The following is a 19,369-nucleotide window of genomic DNA, read 5'->3' on the forward strand; positions in this document are numbered from 1 at the left end:
AAAACTCTGACGGGAAATCTTTTATAACTCCTGTTCGTGTTTTTTCTTTGCAGCTTTCTGTGTAACGGTCGGTTCCGCTGTATTCTGCTGTGCCTTCTCCTGTTTTAAGCGTTTCAGAATAGACGGCTTATGGATTCTGTCTGCTGTTTCCGGAAGTTCTTTTTCTTCTACGGCATCCCTGCTGTCTGTGCTGCTTCCTTCTCTGCCAATATCCTCATCTGCCATAATCGTCTCATTGCCCTTTTCATCCATGTTCAGCAGGGCATTTAACTCGGATAATCGTTCCATCTTTTCATTCAGCTCTGCTTCTTTCGGGAATGGCTTCTTTACCTCTTCCTGTGCAGTAGCAAGCTGCTGTTGTACAGTTTCCAATTTCTGCTCACTTTCCGTCAGCTTCCTGTCGATAGAAGAAAGGGTGTTATGGATACGCTGCATATTTCCTACCGGGTCTTTTCCAATCTCCAGCTTATAAGAGCATTTTCCTTTGATCGTCAGTTCAAACACATTGGAAAACATATTGTAGGAAGCAGATAACGTAAACCCATGATATTCCCCAACTTTTCCGCCGGTGCTGACGGTTTTTAACCCTGCACAGGCGGCAATCAACGCTTCGCCTGCTTCTTTCTTATCTTCATAAAGAACATTCCCTACCGTCATGGCAAACGTGTCATTATCCTGTAAATCCACGCTTTTTACTACCTGCGAATCCACCTGCATCCCGGCAATCCGCTCTTTCAATGCACTGATCTGTACCGGGAAATTCTTTGCAATATCGGATTCCAGACGGTAAATCTGACTGGTATGGTTTGCCTTTAAGAGTTTCAGCTTACTCACCTGCACATCCAGATCCATTTTTTCTTTAATGTACGGATTGCCTGTGGCAAGTGCCTTTATTTCCGCATAGGACAGTGCCGTATCATCCACATCTTCACAAGCCCTGACTGGTGATTTACTGGTCATGATCTGGCTGATGAACTTCTGCTTATTCTCCAAAATCTGCCACATATACGCATCAAAAGTGTTCTCCGTCACATACCGGAATATCTTTACTTTGTCATTCTGGTTTCCCTGTCTTAAAATACGTCCTTCCTGCTGTTCCAGATCAGACGGCTTCCACGGACAGTCAAGGTGATGGAGGGCAATGAGCCTGTCCTGTACGTTGGTACCAGCACCGAGTTTTGGAGTGGAACCCATAAGGATTCTCACCTGCCCGGCCCGTACCTTTGCAAACAAATCTGCTTTCTTTGTCTCCGTGTTGTATTCATGGATAAACGCAATCTCTTCTTTCGGGATTCCCCTGGCAACCAGTTTGTTTCGGACATCATCATATACATTGAAAGTCCCATCCCCTTTTGGAGTAGACAAGTCACAGAAGATCAGCTGTGTTGTCCGATCTGCTTTTCCCTCGTCCCATACCTGAAAAGCATTTTCCACACAGGTATTGACCTTGCTTTTTTCTGCATCCGGAAGGAGTTCATTTAATAGCCTCTGATCCAATGCACATTTTCTTCCGTCATTGGTAATCTTGAGCATGTTGTCCACCGTTGGATTCACAAGACCGGCTCTTACTTCTTCCGCACGTTCCGAAAAGGCACTGACCATTTCCTGCTGTTCTTCACTTGGTTTTAAGACTTCATTGATAAACTCTGCTTCCGGTACAGGAAGATTCAGCATATCCGATGTCTGAATATCCGCAGCTTCCTTAAAAATGGAGATCAGCTCTGGAAGATTAAAAAAACGGGCAAACCGTGTTTTCGCACGATAGCCCGTTCCTTCCGGTGATAATTCGATTGCGGTTACTGTCTCCCCAAACGTTGCCGCCCAGGAATCAAAGTGTCCCATACCCATACGCATGAGTGTGTCATACTGGAGATAACGCATGATAGTGTAAAGCTCGGTCATACTATTTGATACAGGAGTACCTGTAGCAAAGGTGATTCCTCTGCCGCCTGTCAGTTCATCCATATACCGGCATTTCATAAACATATCCGAACTTTTCTGTGCATCCGTCTGTGAGATACCCGCCACATTCCGCATTTTTGTATACAAAAAAAGGTTCTTAAAACTATGGCTCTCATCCACAAACAGCCGGTCTACACCCAACTGCTCAAAAGTTACCACATCATCCTTTCTGGTCTGGTCATTGAGTTTCTTCATCCTCGCCTGCAGACTCTTCTTTGTTTTTTCCAACTGCTTGATGGTATAATTCTGCCCTGCCTGATGTGCCGCTTCTTCAATGGAAAACGTAATATCTGCGATCTGATCTTCCAGCATGGCAATCTGCCGTTCTCTTGAAAGAGGGATTTTCTCAAACTGCGTATGGCCGATGATCACGGCATCATAATCCCCTGTCGCAATACGGGAACAGAACCGTTTTCGGTTTGCCGGCTCAAAGTCTTTCTTCGTTGCCACCAGGATATTTGCTCCCGGATAGAGACGTAGGAAATCACTGCCCCACTGCTCGGTCAGATGGTTTGGCACAACATAAAGATTCTTTTGTGAGAGTCCCAGCCGTTTTGATTCCATACCGGCTGCGATCATCTGGAACGTCTTTCCTGCTCCTACGCAATGAGCCAGTAACGTATTATTTCCATACAGCACATGAGCCACTGCGTTTTTCTGATGCGGCATCAAGGTGATCTCCGGGTTCATGCCGACAAACTGAATATGGCTTCCATCATATTCCCGTGGACGGATGCTGTTAAATCGTTCATTATAAATCTTACAGAGATCTTCCCGTCGGTGCAGGTCTTTAAATATCCACTCTTTAAATTCCTCTTTGATCAGCTCCTGCTTCTGCTGTGCCAGCATTGTTTCCTTCCGGTTTAATTCCCGGTGTTCCCCCTCGGCATCCTGTACCGTGTCATAAATCTTGGTATCTCTAAGGTTTAAGGCATCTTCCAAAAGACGGTAGGCATTGGCTCTCTGTGTTCCATAAGTGGAAGTGACAAGGGCATTTCCGTAGCTGTCCACATTCTTTCCCATAACATTCCATTGTCCGGTCACTTCGGCATACTGGACTTTGACCTTGCTCCCTACATAATATCTTGGTGTATGGAATGTCTCTGCCATGAACTGTGTGATATAGTTCTCTGAAATCCAGGTTGCTCCAAGTCTTGCCTCAATCTCTGACGCATCCAGATCTTTTGGCTGTACCTGCTCCAAATACTGCACATTCACCTGATATTCTGGGTGATCTTCTGCAAACTGTTTGGCGATCTGCAGTTTCTCTCTTACATTTCCAGAAAGATATTCGTCCGATGGCTCCCATTTTTCACTAATCGGATTCTTAAAGATTACCCCCGCCAGTTCTTCGGTAAGCTTCTCTTCTGTTTTCCCGGAAAGCTGTGCCATATAGGAAAGGTCAACGCCTGCCCTCTCACCGATAGAAACCGCAAGTGCTTCACTGGCAGTATCTACAGAAGTTACCGTTTCTGCCCTGCGGATTGTCCTTTTGGTAAAAATATCCGCTTTCCGTTTCAGTTCTCCCTTATCATCCAGAAATTCCAGAGAAGTCAAAAGACAATAGCTGCTGTCCTGGCTGAATGCCCGCTTATTGGCATTGCTGCTGATAAGACCATATTTTGCTGTAAAGGCATCATATTCTTCATTGAGTTTTTCCTGCAGCTTTGTGATCTGTTCAGCGCTTCCCTCTTCCATTTGACACTGGATCAGTTCATTCGTAACATCACGGATCTTCACCATCCCTTTGACACGTTCCGCTGTCATTGCCGGAAGCTCCATGCGGTTCATCACAGAATTTTCCCGGTAATAGACTTCATCATTCACTACGGTAAAACTGAAATTCTTTACCTCCGGGTCTGCCGGGATAGAGACAACATCCTCCTCCAGCTCTGTATCCGAAAGTTCCAGTTCCGTGATCGTGCCATGGATATTCTGGACGGCTTCTTTTAACTGTTCTTCTAAGGTAATTCCTTCTTTTGGTTTTACGGTCACTTCCTGCTTTCCATACTGGGTACTTTCTGTAGTAAACTCACCAAGCACCATTTCCGGATGCTCTGCAAAATAAGCATTGACTGAATAGCCTTCCTGTGTTTCCTTTAGATTTAACCATTCCGGTTCCTCAATGGATGCCCTGTCCCTTTTCTGGAAAAACAGAATATCAGAAACAACGCTGGTATTGGCATTTCTCTGGAATGCATTATTCGGTAATCGGATGGCTCCAAGCAGTTCTGCCCGGTTTGCGATATACTGTCTCACTGCCGGATTCTGCTTATCCATCGTTCCACTGGAAGTTACCACTGCAACTACGCCGCCCGGACGCACCAGATCAAGGGATTTTGCAATAAAATAATCATGGATCATAAAATGATGCCGGTCATATCTGCGGTCACTGACCTGATACGCCCCAAATGGAACATTGCCTATCACACAGTCGAAAAAGCTGTCCGGATAACTGGTTTCCTCAAATCCCTGTACTGCAATCTTATTTTTCTGGTAAAGCTGTTTTGCGATCCTGCCCGAAACCGGGTCAAGTTCCACACCATACATATTGGCTTTGCCCATACTCTCCGGGATCAGTCCCATAAAGTTACCGACACCACAGGACGGTTCCAAAATATTTCCCTGTTTCAGTCCCATATTTTCCAGTACTTCATACATACTTCGGATCACGGTCGGGGACGTATAAAAAGCGTTTAAGGTCGATGCCCTTGCTGCACTGTATTCTTCTGATGATAAGGTATTCTTTAATTCCAGATACTCATTCGCCCAGCTGCTGTTACTCTCCTCAAATGCCTGTGGGATGCCACCCCATCCAACATAACGGGATAAGATTTCCTGTTCTTCGGGTGTTGCCAGACGTTCTTCTTTCTCCAAAGTCTGCAACAAATGGATGGCTTCCATATTTGTTTTATACTTTGCCTTCGGACCGCCTGCACCAAGGTCATTATCCTGGATACGGAAGTTGTGTGGTTCTAACACAGCTTTTTCCTGTTCCTGACTTTCCGGAATATCTTCTTTGGCAGTAACCTCTTCCTCTTCTATTTCCTCTACATCTGACATATCTACTACGGTCGGTTCTGTTACCGACTTAGTATCTAAGAAATCAAACATGGTCATCTGATGACCAGACGGCCCCGCAAAGGATGGTTCTGCTTCCGGTGTTGGGAATATTGTGTAAGTCCCCTCTACATACTGATGAAGTTCCGAAAGAAGTTCTGTTTTCTGCTGATAGTTTGTCCCATATGCTTCAAAATCCAATGGCAGAGCTGCCAATGCCGCATCCATCTTCTGTAACAGTTCCTCTGTCTGCTCTGTTCCTTCCAACACTGCCATCAATTCTGCTCTCGACACATCCCCAAAAAAGTCATTGGTAAATGGTCTGTCTATTCCTTCCGGAAGACGAGCATAAAAACTAAGTATCTTATTCGCCATCTGTTCCCGTTCATACTCCGACATATGGACATAATCTTCTGCCTGCAGGAACTGGTCGTTCTTTATCAGATAGGATATTCTATTGGCAACTTTCTTCCAAGATAATGAAATTGAAGTATATGGACTATTATCATCACCTCTTGCAAGAAGCAGTCCTTTCCTATCATAATTTACATAAAACTCATCTACATCAGGCAGTGCATGAATCCTTTTATTGGTTCCATACTTTTCTTTAATAAAATCCGTTCTGGATTTTTCATTTTCATTTAACAAATAAAAAGAATAAGTTTTGAGCCTATCTTTTGAATAAGGGCCACCCCTTGCGAGAAAAGCATCTATCTCATCCTGGGTAATGAACATCTGATGTTCTTTCCATGCAAACCCATCTCTTGCCTGATAAGGGATGACCTCCGCAGCAAACTTCTGAAACTGCTTTGAGATATTTATCGGATTATAGTGATGGAAACGCATAAGAGAGCTGTCCATTTCATAGGCTTCTGCCAGTGCATCCAGTCTCTCATTCAGTTCCGAAAGCCACTGGGGATCTTCTATTTTTTCTTCTAAATAATCCGTGATCTCTGGATAAATACTGCGAAGATGTGGTAAGTCCTCTTCGTCAAAGACAATCTCCGCTACTCCTTCTGCCATATCCCCTTTCATATAGGCAAGAGCCTGGGCGTGTTCTTTTACTGCATTACTTCTTGCCGCATCCAATACAGACTGTGGTGCATATTCACCCTGGTCTAAAAGCTGATGGATACGTCCGCTGACATCCTCCCATGATAAAAATGCCTTATCTAAGATATGGTCTGTAACCGTATGCCCCACTGAGATCTGCATCCCAGTTTCATCAAACCAGACTGAATATTCATTTCCATCAATCTGAAAGCCTTTTCCACCTTTACGGTATTCACGCTTTACAAACTCCGTATATTCCTCCGGTGTCTGTTCGCTCATGAAATTATAGATGATCCGGAGCTGGCTGGCTTTCCGGTTTCCTCCTGTCCGTAAGATCTCATCAACAACTTCCTCTGGAATCGGGATTTCTCCGGCATAAAGGGCAGCTGCCCTTTCCTCGATCTGCCGTCTTTGTTCATTTGCGGTTGGATATTCGGGCAAAGATAAAGCAGAGGCGATCTCTTCCTCTGCTTTACTCAATCCATCTTCTCTTGTATCTTCGACTAACTGTATACCAATTCCGTCAAGATGCTCTCTTCCGCTGTTGCCATCAGTGCGTTCATGTGTGCTGTCCATGCCATCGGATCTGCTTCCTTGTCCGGTGCCGGATTCTTCTCCAGTAATTTCTCCATCTGGCTGTCCATTCTCTCCTGTGCTGCTTTCTCGATCTGTTCCAGATGGCTGTTCAGCTTCCCGGTCAGGAACAGGCTCTGATAAAGGCTGTTCTTGTGTTCCTTCAGAAATGTCCTCCGCAGCATCCCGTATTTCCCGATCGTCACTTCTTCCTCTTCGACGGTCAGATTCGGAAACAGGTAATCTCCCTTGCGATGATATGTCAGTTCCATAATCGGTTCCTCCTTCATTTTCAATATTTTCTTCTTTTTTCGTTTCTGCATCCCGGTTTTTAGTTTCATGCATTAACGTGGTAAAGTTATTATAATTCCTTTCCTTTGAAATTTCAACCTCTTTTCTCGCTTCTTCCAGAGAAATTTTATGTACAATTCTTCCAATATCGATCAGAATACTCTCACTGAGCTGACTCACTGCATTTCCAAGGAATGTAAGGGCAGACAGATGGTTGTAATCTGTGATGTGCATGAAATCCTCTTCTTCCAGAAGTTCCATTGGCTCAATCCCACATCGTCTGGAAAGCATATAGTAAACACTGTCTGTTACCAGCTGACGGAAATCACTGCGGATCGTCACCTCATCCAAATCTTCCAGATAAGTATTTTCTACTGCATATTCCAATCCATCCAGATATTCTTCCAGATTGTCACTGACCATCTCCCTTGCGACCGCCATCAATGCGTCCTGCAAGGTTGCCGTATCCTTTTCTTCCAGACCATAGACCTCTTCCAGATGCGTAAGGATCTCTTCTCTCTGGTGTTCCTGCATCTGCCACAGATACGGGCTTCTGCCTCCGGCTACCATGTGGGTGTCCGAAATATCAAACACATAACGAAGTTTGGTGTTCTGCCAGGTTTCATCAAACAGGGCAATTCCTCTTGCACCACGATTTACCCAGCGTAACATCTTTTCATTCCATAGTTCCAGTGATGCACAGGCTGTTGCGTCTGGACGCTGTGCATGGATCAGAAGCTGGTCTGAAAAAGAATACCGATATAACCTTGATGCTGTGTCCATATAATCCATCCAATCCCCTGGCGAACTGCTCACTGATACGGCATGTTCCTGTATCAAGTTTCGGATGTCCTGTAGTTTAGACATTTAACTTCCCTCCTGTCAATAAAAAACAGCCTACTCTTTTTAGAATTGGCTGCATAAAATGTACTTTACTTTTCGGAGAGAAAATGCTATATTCTAATTGAAAAGAGTAACCGCCCACAAGGTGGATGCTCCTGGATTAGGTTTTAATTTATTTTGCTCTCAAAGAGAGCTGCCTATCCTGTTGGCAGACAGGGTAGGCTATTTTTTTCGCTTGTTGTCCCTATTATCCAAATAGGCAAGCAAAGCAATCAGAAACGTACCGCCTAAGAACAATAAGCTCAAGACTTCGTATGTATCCATTCGCTCCACCTCCCTTCTTCTGTATCCCTTAACGGGATCTGAAAATCCAGGAGGTTTTTACCAACCCTGTACACGGTTACTCCAGTAATATTCTAACAGGTAACTCTCCGCAAAGCAATTCCTTTTTACTTCATACGGTTTTATATTCTGTTTTTCTCTTATCCTCTGGCCAATGCAGTTTCCATTCCAGATATTCCTCTTCTGTGATTCTTCCATCGCCCAGTTTCTGCTTTTTCCCCATCCATTCCTGCAGATAAGACATTGTTTTTTTATCCCTTATTGTGATTCCAACTGTTTCACTTTCTGAATCATTTAGCAGGAACAGATGAAAAAGCCCTCTATTTTCTTCATCCATCCAGAATAAAGTTTCCATTAATTCGTCCATTGTCGCAATTCCAGGACTTAAAAAATTCCGGACATCAACTTCCAATATTTCTGCTATCCGGATAAGCGTTTCCTGCTTCGGTGTACGCTGTCCACTTTCATATTGGGCGATTCTCACATCCGCACTACTTTCCCCATATCCTAACCTGCGTCCCAATTCCTTTTGAGTTATGTTGCGAAACATACGGATTTTTCTTATTCTTGCTCCTAATTTCAATTTCTTCTCCTTTTCAAAATGGGGCTGTGCAGTAACCACAGCCCCAGAACACTATTTATATTATCATTTGCGTTTTCTCTTAACTGTCACTACAGTTCCCAGACATCCTGCTGATACTGCAAGCGCCAGCACAAAAATAGCAATATTTGTATTATCTCCTGTTTTTGGTGAATTGGATACAGAAGTCGCATCAGAACCATGGGAAACAGGAGTGCTGACTCCCTGGTTTTCTGATGTTTCCGGAGTGTCTTTTTCCGGAGCTTTCTTATTTGTCAGATCTAGAGTATATTCAATCACAGGAGTACGGTCATTGACATATTCAAACTGAATCTTATGCTCGGTTTCATCAAGCTGATAGCCATCCAGTGTTTTTGTTTCTTTCAGGATATATGTGATTGCTTTTTTATACTGCCCATTCTTAAAAGTCGCAATCGGATAATTCTTTGATTCTGCATGGCCGGCACTGTCTGTTACCAGAGTTTCCAGAACTTTACCTTTACTGTCACAAAGGGCAAATTCTACACCTTTCATTGGCTTCTTGGTATCTTTATCTGTTTTATTTAAGATCACCTTGCCCATTGCCTGTTCATCTTCCATTTTGGTTCCCTGAATATCTCCGGTGTCCTTAATCTCAAATGTCACTTTATTTGCCACAATGTAACCCTTCGGTGCTGTTTCCTCCAATAATGTATAAGTACCGATTGGAAGTTTCTCCACATAATGGTGCTGATCACCAGACGTCCAGCTTTCCATAACTTCCTGGTTTTCATTAAGGATATACAGCTTCGCACCTTTGACCTCGCTGCTTCCATCTGTCATATCCACCTTACTGATCAGAATTTTTGTTGTATCGTCCTGCATTTCTACTTTCTGTATATCTGCAGTATTTTCTACTACAAACGTAATGGATTCTGCAGTTGCATAGCCATCAGCAGGAATTGTCTCTGTTAATGTATATTTCTTTCCAACTTCCAGTTCCTTAATGATGTGTGGTGTGCTTCCGGATGTCCACTCATCCACAACGTTTCCCTCTGAATCGGATACTTTCAGTTTTGCACCTGGTAATTCTTCCCCGGTTGTAATATCTGATTTTGTGATTTCAAAAGTAGTTGGCTCATCTTCATAAGTGAACTCAAAGGATACTTCTGCAACCTCTTCTCCCGCATAAGCAAAATCAAATTCCTTGATTTCTTCTGTTGTCACAAATCCAGCAGGAGCCTGCACTTCTTTTACATAGTAGCTGCCATTGATTGGAAGATCTGCCGTAAATACAATCCTTCCATCCTGATCCGTAGCTTTCTGCTCGATCATGGTATCTGCTTTCAGGATTACTTCGCCTTCTGCATTTAAAATATCATTCTTTGTATAAAGTGCAAATACTCCGCCTTCCAGAACACGGTCTGTATTTTTTTCTTTCTTAACTACAGTTACTTTTGCTTTCTGGCGGTTATTCTGCCAGTCCTCATCATAAGTCACAACCGGAGTATTCTGATCACGATAAGTCAGATCAACCTCTCTGATTTCTCCATCCAGAACATATCCATCCGCCGTCTCTTTTTCCTTTACATAATATTTGCCTAAAGGAAGATCTTCTGATCTTGCATATCCAAGAGCATCTGTCGTAATTGTTGCTACCAGTTCGTCCTTTTTATAATAATCACTGCTTTCCCCATCTGCAGCCTTGATATCCTCCGCTGCATAAATTTCAAAAGTAACATCTTTCAAAGAACCTGTAACATAGCCAAATGCTGCGTCCATGCCGCCTGCCAGCATATCTTTCCAGGTAACTTCTTTGACAAATTCACCTTTTTTATTGATGATGATTCGTCCAACCGGAACAGCATCCTTCATTTCTACTTTTTGAACATCTGCAGTATCAGAAACTGTAAATTTCACTTCCTCCGCCTGCAGATAACCATATGGTGCAAACTCTTCCCGAAGTGTGTAGGTTTTTCCCACATGGAGTCTTTTTATTACATGAGCTTTTCCTTTTACAGAAGTCCATTTTTCTACTTCTTTTCCGTCTGAATCCAAAACCGTCAGTGTTGCTCCGTCAAGTTCCACACCTGTTGTAATATCTGATTTCGTAAATTCAGTTGTTGTCGGCTCATTCTTAAAAACGGTTTCCAGTTTTACTGTTTTTACTTCCTGTCCCTGATATTTCGCAGTCACCTCAATCTGCTCATCTGAAGATACAAAACCATCTGGTGCTGCCAGTTCTTTTATATAATAAATTCCAAATGGCAGATCCTGCTCAAAAACAGTTTTTCCATCTTCACCTGTTACCGCTTTTGTAAGCAGTTCGTCTGCTTTTACCAGTACCTTATCCCCTGCTTTTATATCCTCTTTTGCGTAAAGACCAAACTCTGCTCCAGAAAGCCCTTTCTCATTTTCAGCATCTTTTTTCACAACTGACACTTCTACTTTCTGGCGGTCATTTATAAACTCTGCACTCTGTGAGATCACTGGTGTATCCTGGTCTGCATAGACGAAAGAAATCTTCTGTTCTTCTTCATTTAATACAAATCCCTCCGGTGCAGTCTTTTCTACAACTTTGTATTCTCCTAGAGGCAGATTATCAAGATCTGCTTTTCCGGATTCATCCGTTGTCAGTTCTGCAACTTTTGCACCCTTTGCATATTCCAGGATTCTTTTTCCTGTGTCATCTTTCTGGAAATCAGCTGTATAAATATCCTCTGCAGCATACACTTCATATACTGCACCGGAAAGATTCTGAACTTCATACTTAAAATCATTCTTATAGGTCGAAAGAACCTCTCCTTTTTTCTGTACAGTGAGTTTTCCTTTCACCGGATGATTCTCATATACAACTTCAATGATTGCATCACCTGATACCGGATCAGTCTGATACAGGGTATTGGTGTCCACCTGTATTTCGACATAATTTTTGTTAATGGTATAACCGTCCGGTGCTGTTACCTCTTCGATTCTATAATGACCGATTTTTAAATTCTGCGGCAGGATCAGATATCCATCTGTATCTGTGAAATAAGAGATATGTGTAACGGTTGTCGGATATGTAGTTACCTGCTCTACATATTTTTCATGATCCATATCATAAATTTTAAACTCTGTTCCCGGAATTAGAACAGATTTTTTAGTCTCATCATCCTGTTTGATAATTTTCAGTTTTGCAGAAAATTCTTTATCCAAAAGAACTCTCCATGTCTGCGGCTCTGTTGGTTTATTCTCTGTAACCCGGACAATAAAATCATCTACAGGTTTGTAATTATGGGGTGTTGTAGTTTCTCTCACCAGATATGTTCCATATGGAATTGCAATGGATTTTACATAGCCTTTCTCATTTGTAAAAATTTCCGTTGCTCCATTTTCACCGATCACAACCGGCTCTGCAGAGGAAAAAACATAATTTCCATCCTCTTTTACCACCAAAGAAGATACCAGATATGCACTAAATCCAGCTCCGGATAGTAATGCAGCATCTGTGTCTCCATTATTGGCAGCTTTAATAAGTTCAAACGGCTGTTTCTTCACCGTTTCCAGTGAGGTACACTCTTTTTCTACAACCGCTGTCAGATCACCTTCATCACTGCATACAAGATCATATTCATGCTCGTCTGCCAGATATCCTACGGATGGGGTAATTTCCTTGATGTAATACTCTCCAAGATAAAGATTCTCTATCCTTGCTTTTCCTTCTTTATCGGTAGTTAGCGTACCAATCTGGCTTCCGGCTTTATAAATAACGCCTGTCTTTCCATCTGGATGGGTAATGTCGTTTCTTGCATAAAGTCCATACACCGCATTTTCCAGGGAAGCATCTCCCTGTGCCTTATTTTCTTTTGTCTCGGCATCTTTTTTATTCAAAGAGATTGCAGCACTGACCCTGTCATTCACAAAAGTATGACTGAAAGAAATTTTTGCCTGTTCATCATTGGTATAACTGAACTGGAAAGAATAAGTATCTTTCTCATTTCTGACATAACCAGCCGGAGCCTGGACTTCTTTTACATAATAAGAAAATCCCACTGGAAGATCTGCTTTAAATGCTGCTTTTCCATCAGTACCAGTAATTGCAGTCTCAATCAGAGCATCTTTTTTTACTGCTACTTTTCCATCCACAGTTTTCATATCCTGCGCTGCAAACAGAGCAAAATGCCCTCCGGATAGTGTATTTTCAGTATCTTTGTCTTTCTTTATCACCTGCACCACTGCTTTCTGACGGTCATTTGTAAAGGTAGTCTCTGAGAAAGCCGCTTCTGCAGTCTGCCCTGCATAAGAAATGGTTACTTTTTTTGTTTCTTTTGCATTATAAAAATTTTCCGGAGCCTGTGCTTCTGTTACATTATAGCTTCCAAGCGGAAGATTCTTTACCGTTACAGAACCGTTCTCATCTGTGATCAGATTTTTCGCTACTTCTGCGCCTTTTTTGTAAACTGTTTTTCCACCTGCTGTTACAATATCCTCGGCAGCATATACGTTATAAACGGCTCCTTTCTGACGGCGTTTCTCATACTGGAATGAAGTTCCATTTTCATCAGATACAGCTCCTACAAAAACTTCTCCCTCTTTATAAACGGTCAGATTTCCTTTCTGCTCTTTGTCCGTTACAGTCTGTTTGGTTGTACTGCCAACTACTAATTTCACTCCATACGAAGAAGCCTGGACAACATAACCTTCCGGTGCTGTGATTTCTTTTAAGTAAACAGTATCCTGTGTCTTGGTAAGAGTTACACGTGAAGAACCATTGCTGTCTGTTGGCGGCATCTTAACAATCAGCTTTGTGCAGGCGTTATCACTATATACTCCATACACGGCTCCGGCCAGATTTTTTCCAGTATCGCCATCTTTCTTTGTAATTTCAATAACTGCTTCTTCCGGCCAGTCAACTGTAATCTGCAGGTCAGAGGAATCTGTATAGTAGCCAAAACCAATGTCCTGTGAACTCTCCAATTTTAAGAGCATTGCATGGAAATCCAAAGGGAAATTAGATGTGATCGCATACTTTCCTTTCAGGCTACCCATATTGGCTGTTGTAGCTACAAGATGGAATTTCTCTCCACCCTTTACAGTGACATTTCCAGATGCCGTTTTTCCTGTGGTTTCATTAACAAGGCTTACTCCGTTCTCCAGATGAATGGTAATGGTAAATGCTTCATTTGCCTTCCAGGTAAAACTTTCTGTTTCCTTTCCCGTTGCATTAACGGAAAGTCCTGGAAGAAGTTTCATTGCTGTCGGATCAGGCATTTTAGCAAGAGCTGCTTTAATCTCTTTCAGCATATTTTTAGCGGTTGTAGAAAGCGCACCTCCAAATCCGGATTCGCCATCATATAAATAGTCAACCAGGTAATGCTGCATGGCTCTTGTCTCAGAACTGCATCCATATTTTTCCATGATGGATTTTACATTATATCCATTGAATGTATGTCCCCATCCTGGACCGCCATATCCATAGAACAAAGCTTTCCGCAGATACTTATCATCTCCGCCCTCATCCAGTTCAACCATATTTTTATATGTTGTCCCACTTGGAGGTGACTGCATGGAGTGCTGCATACAATACGCATTTACTGTATAAGTCTTTCCGCCTGCTTTGTAACGAACATATTTGTAGCTGTCATTTCCACCCTGTCCCATAACTGTATCAAACGGATGAAGCTGGCCATCTGAATAATAGTAATATTTATTTGCTTCAATATTTGTTGCATCATCCCATGGAGTATCGGTTGCAAGTAACATGATACCGTTTTCTGCCTGATCCATGGAAACACTTAGGTCAATGTCATCTGCTGGCATTTCAAAACTGAATTTATCCGATTCTTCGTGATAAGTCACCTCTGAATACAATAAATCTTCTGTATTCTCTGTCTGGTTTGCCTGTACTTTTGTTGTTCCTACTGCAATTAAGCTGCCTTGCGGCATATCTCCGGAAAATACAACGGTTTCTCCTGGCTGATACTGTCCATCTTCATGGTTCAGCTCAATATGAAATTCCTCTCCACGAACAATATTTACCTGATAATTTCCATCTGCATCTTCTGTTTTCTCTGTTCCATCTGTAAAAGAGTCGTCTGTCGCCTCTGGCATTTCTTCCGGATCTGTATCTGTAATTTCTTCAAATGTGCTGTCTGTATCCGGATTATCATCTATGGCAGGTTCTTCTGTTGAAACTTCCTCAGACGGGTTTTCCGGGATTGGTGTATCTATTGGCTCTTCCTCAACCGGAATTTCTGTCGGAGTTACTTCTTCATAGATTTCATCCTCTGACGGAATTTCTACATTTACCTCATCCTGCACAGGTTCTTCACTCTCTGCAGTGCCTATGGCTGGTTCCTCGCCTTCTGCTTCATTCTCATCTTCCTGGTTGCTTACAGATTCCTGATTCTCAGATTCAGCAACCTGCACCACCGCTTCCTTTACAATCAGCTTACGATTGATCTGATAAATTGGGTGGCCACTTACTGGCTCTACATAATAAACAGCTTTGTATGTATCTTCGTAATCTGTTGTAAAGTCCTGCTTTTCCTCATTTTTTGCCTCATGGAAAGTGATCTTCACCTTTTTTTCATCTGGTATTTCCAGTCCGGTAAAATCTTTCTCCACTTCAAAAATACTGCCTGTTTCCAGTTCCAGATCTTTTGCTTTTACCACCTCATCTGCATCAAGTTCATTTTTTACCTCTTCGTATAACGGTGGCTCTTCTGGCACTGGCACTACATCTGCCGCATAGGACAGTATTGGAGATAGAATTGTAGATAACACTGTAAGCATTGCCAAGAATCCCGACAAAAATCTTCTCATATTTTTTTTATTCTTCATTCTTTTTTCCTTTCTTCCGTTCCGGGAAAATCAACTGAAACTTTGGATTTTCGGTTTCTGAAACCTCCATCTTTATAGTTGCTTCATACTTCCTTTTTGTTTTCTCTGATACCAGATCTTTGAAATGCACCTGCTTCTCACTCAGCAGCTTCCTGACAGTTGCTTCATCAAGTGTTTTTCCCTGACTCTCAAAAAATCGGTTATTTTTCCATAAAGTAAAACTGCAATCACTTCCTGAACAATAATAATTTCTCTTTCCCACATAAACCTTATTGCCGCATCTTGGGCATTTTCCAATTTCTTTCCGACCATCTGAAAATAGTTTCTGGTATTCTTCCACTGGCTGTCCATTATCACTTACCAATTTGGTAACCATTTTTTCAATTTCGAAGAGAAATTCTTCTACATTTTTCTGGCCTCTGGAAATCAGTGTCAGATCATTTTCCCATTCTGCTGTAAGTTTTGGTGATTTGATCATTTCCGGAAGAATCCTGATCAGATTTCTTCCATCTGCTGTAGGTAATATCTGCTTCTTTTTACGCTCAATAAAGCCTTTCTCAATCAGTTTTTCAATAATCGCTGCCCTGGTAGCCGGAGTTCCAAGCCCTTTTCTCTCTGCGTCTTCTATCGTATCCGAGCTTCCAGCGTGTTCCATGGCACTAAGGAGCGTATCCTCTGAAAGCTTTTGTCAAGGGGGTGCGTGGATATTTTTCATATTACTTACGCAGATTCTCTCTCTGCTTCTGCCTGAATAATGCGTTTCAACCTGTCCTCCGCAGTCAAACCGCTACTATGGTCAAAAAACACTTTGACTTTATAATTTGTTTTGCCTTGCTTAATCACAAAAACTCCATCCGGTTTGTTTTTCTCCGAATGGTTATTTTGGGTGGGTAGTGTACTGTTCACAATATTTGTCATACGATATTCCTCCTTAAATGAAAAAAGCCCGACAAGGAAAGGTCTGACAACGAAGTTCCGACAACGGACATCAGAAAACCTTTTTTCTTTATCGGGCGATACTATCTTTTTACTATTTCCTTTTTCTTTATAATATTGGTTGTCATGGTTGTCAGAGAGGGAAAAGTGCCGCAATATCAAGGCTTTCGGGATTTTTACCCGACAACCAGACCGACAACCGGCTCGACAACCGAAGCGACAACTGGCTTTTATTTTTGCTTCAACCATTCTTCCGGAAGCCCTAACTGTTCCATTTCCTCTGTCGGGATTTCTTGAAAACCATCCATGCTGTTGTCAGGCTCGTTGTCGTTCCTGATACGCTCCCAGCCTTTTTGTCTGCGGTAAGGCTCTGGAAAATACCTCGGATTGCTGAACGCCCTCCAGCCTGTGACAGCGTTATTCATAATGTCATTGATCTCTCGCAGTTCCCATTGTTTCGGTTCGTCATAATCATGCCCCAGTGCTTCTTTGTAAAGCTGTTTGGAGCAGACTATGCTGCCGGAATAGCGTTCCAGATAATCTAAAATCTGTCCTGCCTTTGTGTCCTCCGGCATAAAGTCCTTTTGGTGGGCTTTCAGATAAGCGTTCATAGCCGGACTGAATCTCAGACGGAAATTGCCGCTTCTGTAAATCTCCATAGCTTCTGCCCACATCTGATTGATATACTCTCTGGAAGCCTGTTCATCCGCCAAAATATGAACCTCAGCCCTTTCAGGATAGACCATAACCGGAACGAAGCGGCGGTTGCCTGTTCGGTCAAGGGGAAGAAAGTCAAGGGTATTAGAAGAACCTCCAAACACACATTGTCGTTTTCTGTCTGCCGGATGTGTTTCATAGGGTATCTTATAGGTTTCCTTTTGTCGGCTCAGAAAGGACTTGATTTCTTCAATGCTCTTAGCGTTGGCAGTTGCAATCATTTCCGACATTTCAATAATCCAATGCCCCTGCATTTTGCGGTACACATTTTCATCATCCAGCTTTTTCAAATCATCAGAGAACCAGTCATCATTGACCGCAAGCAAACGGAAGAAAGAGGACTTTCCGGCTCCCTGACCGCCTACAAGACAGAGCATTACCTCAAATTTACACCCCGGCTTAAAGGCTCGTGAGATAGCACCCAACAGAAACAACTTCAATGCTTCATAGGTGTAATCATCTGTATCAGAACCGAGAAAGCGGTGCAGACAGAAGCGTATGCGTTCCGTTCCGTCCCATTGCAAGGCATTGAGAAAATCACAGACAGGGTGGTAACGGTTTTCATTGGCAATAACCGCAACTGCGTCTATGATTTTCTTCTCTACGGTCAATCCATAGTTTTCTTCAAAATATAGGAGCAGATATTTCACATCCACATCCGTCAATGTCGGGCTGTCACGATACCAACCGAGGGGCTTCACAATGTCGATTCTTTCGGTCAGAAGATTTTTTCGGATAGCCCCTTTCAAAAGCGGGTCATATTGCAGAACACGCTTATAATTTGCGGCAGTATTATAAACCTTACCTTTCTCGCTCTGCTCTAAGCTGTTTCGGATTTCTTCTACTGTGCATGGTTCTGTCTGCTGACAGTTCTGCAATTCGCTGTTCAAGTTTTAACACCTCCTTTCTCTGTTCTGCCACAAGTGCTTTTCGTTCCTCCAATGAACCATACAGAAGAATATCAAGCAGATATTCGATATAGTTCTTCTTATGCAGTGCTTCTGCAAACAGGGGATTCCATTCCTCATCCGGCTGTTTAGGAGCGTATTTCTTTTCCCATTCTCTAAGAAGATGAAAATAATCCGTCAGCACCTTGTAGCAATGATTTTCTCCTTTTTGATACTTCTGTTCCGGTGTCGGCTCACGAATACGAGGGCGGACACTGGGCTTTTGTCGGCTGTCATAGTTAAGACCAAAATCTTCAGCAAGTTTGACAGCAGCTTCCCTCAGCCCGATACCGAATAGCTTCGCTGTGAGATCAACAGCGTCTCCGGTTGCTCCGCAGCCAAAACAGTAATAGCGTTCATCCAGCTTCATACTGGGGGACTTATCTGAGTGAAACGGACAGCACGCCATACCTGTGCGACCCACTTTCAAGCCATAGGCTTCTGCGGCTTGTCGGGCAGTAACATTTTCTTTTACAACTTCAAATACATTCATGTGACTCCTTTCCTGAAACGAAAAAAGCACCTGTCATTTTCAAAACGAAAACAGCAAGTGCCTTAGAGTTCCATATTTAATTTTAGGTGCAAAAAAGCAGGAGACCTTTTCAGATTTCCTGCTTAGCAAAGCTGTGAAGATTTAATTGTGGTTGGGTTGCCAGTTATACAAACTGGAAATTTTCTTTTTAGAATGAATTATTTAATTTCTACAATAGCACCATATTTCGTATGCGGAAGATATTGTACCTTTAAATAAGTATTTTTATCAATATACCTTGAAAATACTGTGATTTCGATTTCATCATCTTTAACTTTATCATATAGAAAAACACTTCTTCTTTCAGAAGATATATCTGCACCACCATGAGATTGTTCAGTTACATATCCTTCTGCATAACTATACTGTTTGTTTATGATGTAAGGCATATCTAAAACAAAATCTTTCAAATATAAGATTAAAAGAATAGCTACTATAACAAGAATGGTATTAGCCAATCGAAGAAATATTATATCATTTTTTCCAGTATATTCTTTTTTTATCGCTTCTTTATCAAAAAATATCGAATAGATAAGTTTTCTTTTTTTAATTAGATAGATAATGCAAGCAATTAACGCTATAACAAATAATGAAACTCTTATAAACAATCTAAATATAGCAAAATCCATAATATCATCCCCTTAAACTTCAAGTTGAACAAAATCGCTGCGCGATGGCCTGCCAAGGCTATGGCGCAGTTTTTCTTTACACTTTAATAAAAAGCAGTGG

General features: G+C 42.2%; 9 protein-coding genes and 2 pseudogenes. All 11 read right to left on the reverse strand.

Features of this window, described 5'->3' with window-relative positions:
* Positions 1-21 precede the first annotated feature (21 nt).
* Positions 22-4,929: pseudogene (locus AB5618_RS10875) on the reverse strand (SNF2-related protein); the annotation flags it as partial.
* A gap of 1,649 nt (positions 4,930-6,578) precedes the next feature.
* Entirely contained in the window at positions 6,579-6,989 is a 411-nt protein-coding gene (locus tag AB5618_RS10880; protein ID WP_368366725.1) for a TnpV protein, read from the reverse strand.
* 362 nt (positions 6,990-7,351) lie between these two features.
* Complete coding sequence (locus AB5618_RS10885; protein ID WP_259893456.1) at positions 7,352-7,480, reverse strand: hypothetical protein; 129 nt, start codon at positions 7,478-7,480, stop codon at positions 7,352-7,354.
* A 524-nt stretch (positions 7,481-8,004) separates the two neighbouring features.
* On the reverse strand, positions 8,005-8,106 hold the full coding sequence (locus AB5618_RS10890; protein ID WP_015524590.1) for a putative holin-like toxin: 102 nt from the start codon (positions 8,104-8,106) through the stop codon (positions 8,005-8,007).
* Between the two features lie 130 nt (positions 8,107-8,236).
* Complete coding sequence (locus AB5618_RS10895; RefSeq protein ID WP_110925748.1) at positions 8,237-8,707, reverse strand: helix-turn-helix domain-containing protein; 471 nt, start codon at positions 8,705-8,707, stop codon at positions 8,237-8,239.
* 63 nt (positions 8,708-8,770) lie between these two features.
* Positions 8,771-15,508 carry a SpaA isopeptide-forming pilin-related protein gene (locus AB5618_RS10900; RefSeq protein ID WP_368366726.1) on the reverse strand — a complete coding sequence of 2,246 codons (6,738 nt, stop codon included), beginning with the start codon at positions 15,506-15,508 and terminating at the stop codon, positions 8,771-8,773.
* Positions 15,498-16,181, reverse strand: a pseudogene (locus tag AB5618_RS10905) (DNA topoisomerase); the annotation flags it as partial. The gene AB5618_RS10900 and the pseudogene AB5618_RS10905, both read right to left, overlap by 11 nt.
* A gap of 47 nt (positions 16,182-16,228) precedes the next feature.
* Positions 16,229-16,426: a hypothetical protein gene (locus tag AB5618_RS10910; protein ID WP_003864557.1), complete on the reverse strand. Its 198-nt coding sequence runs from the start codon at positions 16,424-16,426 to the stop codon at positions 16,229-16,231.
* Positions 16,427-16,674: 248 nt separating this feature from the next.
* Positions 16,675-18,051 carry a virulence-associated E family protein gene (locus AB5618_RS10915; RefSeq protein ID WP_044930255.1) on the reverse strand — a complete coding sequence of 459 codons (1,377 nt, stop codon included), beginning with the start codon at positions 18,049-18,051 and terminating at the stop codon, positions 16,675-16,677.
* Complete coding sequence (locus AB5618_RS10920) at positions 17,963-18,601, reverse strand: CHC2 zinc finger domain-containing protein (RefSeq protein WP_003864559.1); 639 nt, start codon at positions 18,599-18,601, stop codon at positions 17,963-17,965. The genes AB5618_RS10915 and AB5618_RS10920 overlap by 89 nt, the downstream gene beginning before the upstream one ends.
* A 197-nt stretch (positions 18,602-18,798) precedes the next feature.
* The gene (locus AB5618_RS10925; protein WP_008394496.1) at positions 18,799-19,269 is read right to left on the reverse strand and encodes a hypothetical protein; all 471 of its coding nucleotides are present in this window, start codon (positions 19,267-19,269) and stop codon (positions 18,799-18,801) included.
* Positions 19,270-19,369: the final 100 nt, after the last annotated feature.

The organism is Ruminococcus sp. J1101004sp1_RTP21198st1_B9_RTP21198_201120 (assembly GCF_040924245.1).
Taxonomy (GTDB): Bacteria; Bacillota; Clostridia; order Lachnospirales; family Lachnospiraceae; genus Blautia_A; species Blautia_A faecis.